Raw genomic sequence first — 727 nt, 5'->3', positions numbered from 1 at the left:
CTTAACCGTAAGGAGGGCGCTTACCACGGTAGGATTCGTGACTGGGGTGAAGTCGTAACAAGGTAGCCGTATCGGAAGGTGCGGCTGGATCACCTCCTTTCTAGAGTTTGCACGAATCAGGTAACTGATTCACGCATCAAATGTTCACACTTATCGGCTGTTAGTAAGAGAAGAAACAGTAGTCGTAGTAGCACCGCGTTGGGGCTGTAGCTCAGCTGGTTAGAGCACCGTGTTGATAACGCGGGGGTCGTTGGTTCGAGTCCAACCAGCCCTACCAGCTAATTAGTAATATCTCAGGGGGATTAGCTCAGCTGGGAGAGCACCTGCTTTGCAAGCAGGGGGTCGTCGGTTCGATCCCGTCATCCTCCACCAATACTTTGAAAGTGCAAACGTAAGCCGGTCAACAAGACTGTGGTTTAGGTTTGATCTTTTAGCGATCAAAGCTGTTTCGTTCTTTAACAATCTGGAAGAAGTAAAGATTATTTATTGATCGGTTTGCCGTAAAAGGTGAATCGATGGGTAATGATTGTATGTATCAACAAACAAGCAACAACGTTGTACTTTCTTATCCCTGTAGCGCTCTTTGGTCACCTCGGTGAGCAGAGGCTAACGTTATAGGGACAAGCGAATAAGTGCACATGGTGGATGCCTTGGCGATTACAGGCGATGAAGGACGTAGTAGCTTGCGATAAGCTGCGGGGAGTGAGCAAACACACTTTGATCCGCA

The 727-nt window shown here is 48.1% G+C and carries 2 tRNA genes and 2 rRNA genes; all 4 read left to right on the top strand.

Annotated elements, in window-relative coordinates:
* Positions 1 to 100 (top strand): 16S ribosomal RNA (locus tag GCN78_RS28830); the annotation flags it as partial.
* A gap of 100 nt (positions 101 to 200) precedes the next feature.
* Positions 201 to 277, top strand: a tRNA-Ile gene (locus tag GCN78_RS28825).
* A gap of 19 nt (positions 278 to 296) precedes the next feature.
* Positions 297 to 372 (top strand) — tRNA-Ala (locus GCN78_RS28820).
* Between the two features lie 246 nt (positions 373 to 618).
* Positions 619 to 727: ribosomal RNA gene (locus GCN78_RS28815) — 23S ribosomal RNA — on the top strand; the annotation flags it as partial.

Source organism: Janthinobacterium rivuli, from assembly GCF_009208735.1.
Classification (GTDB): Bacteria; Pseudomonadota; Gammaproteobacteria; order Burkholderiales; family Burkholderiaceae_D; genus Janthinobacterium.
The sequence above is the reverse complement of the archived record's forward strand: the minus strand, read 5'-3'. Positions and strand labels throughout refer to the sequence as shown.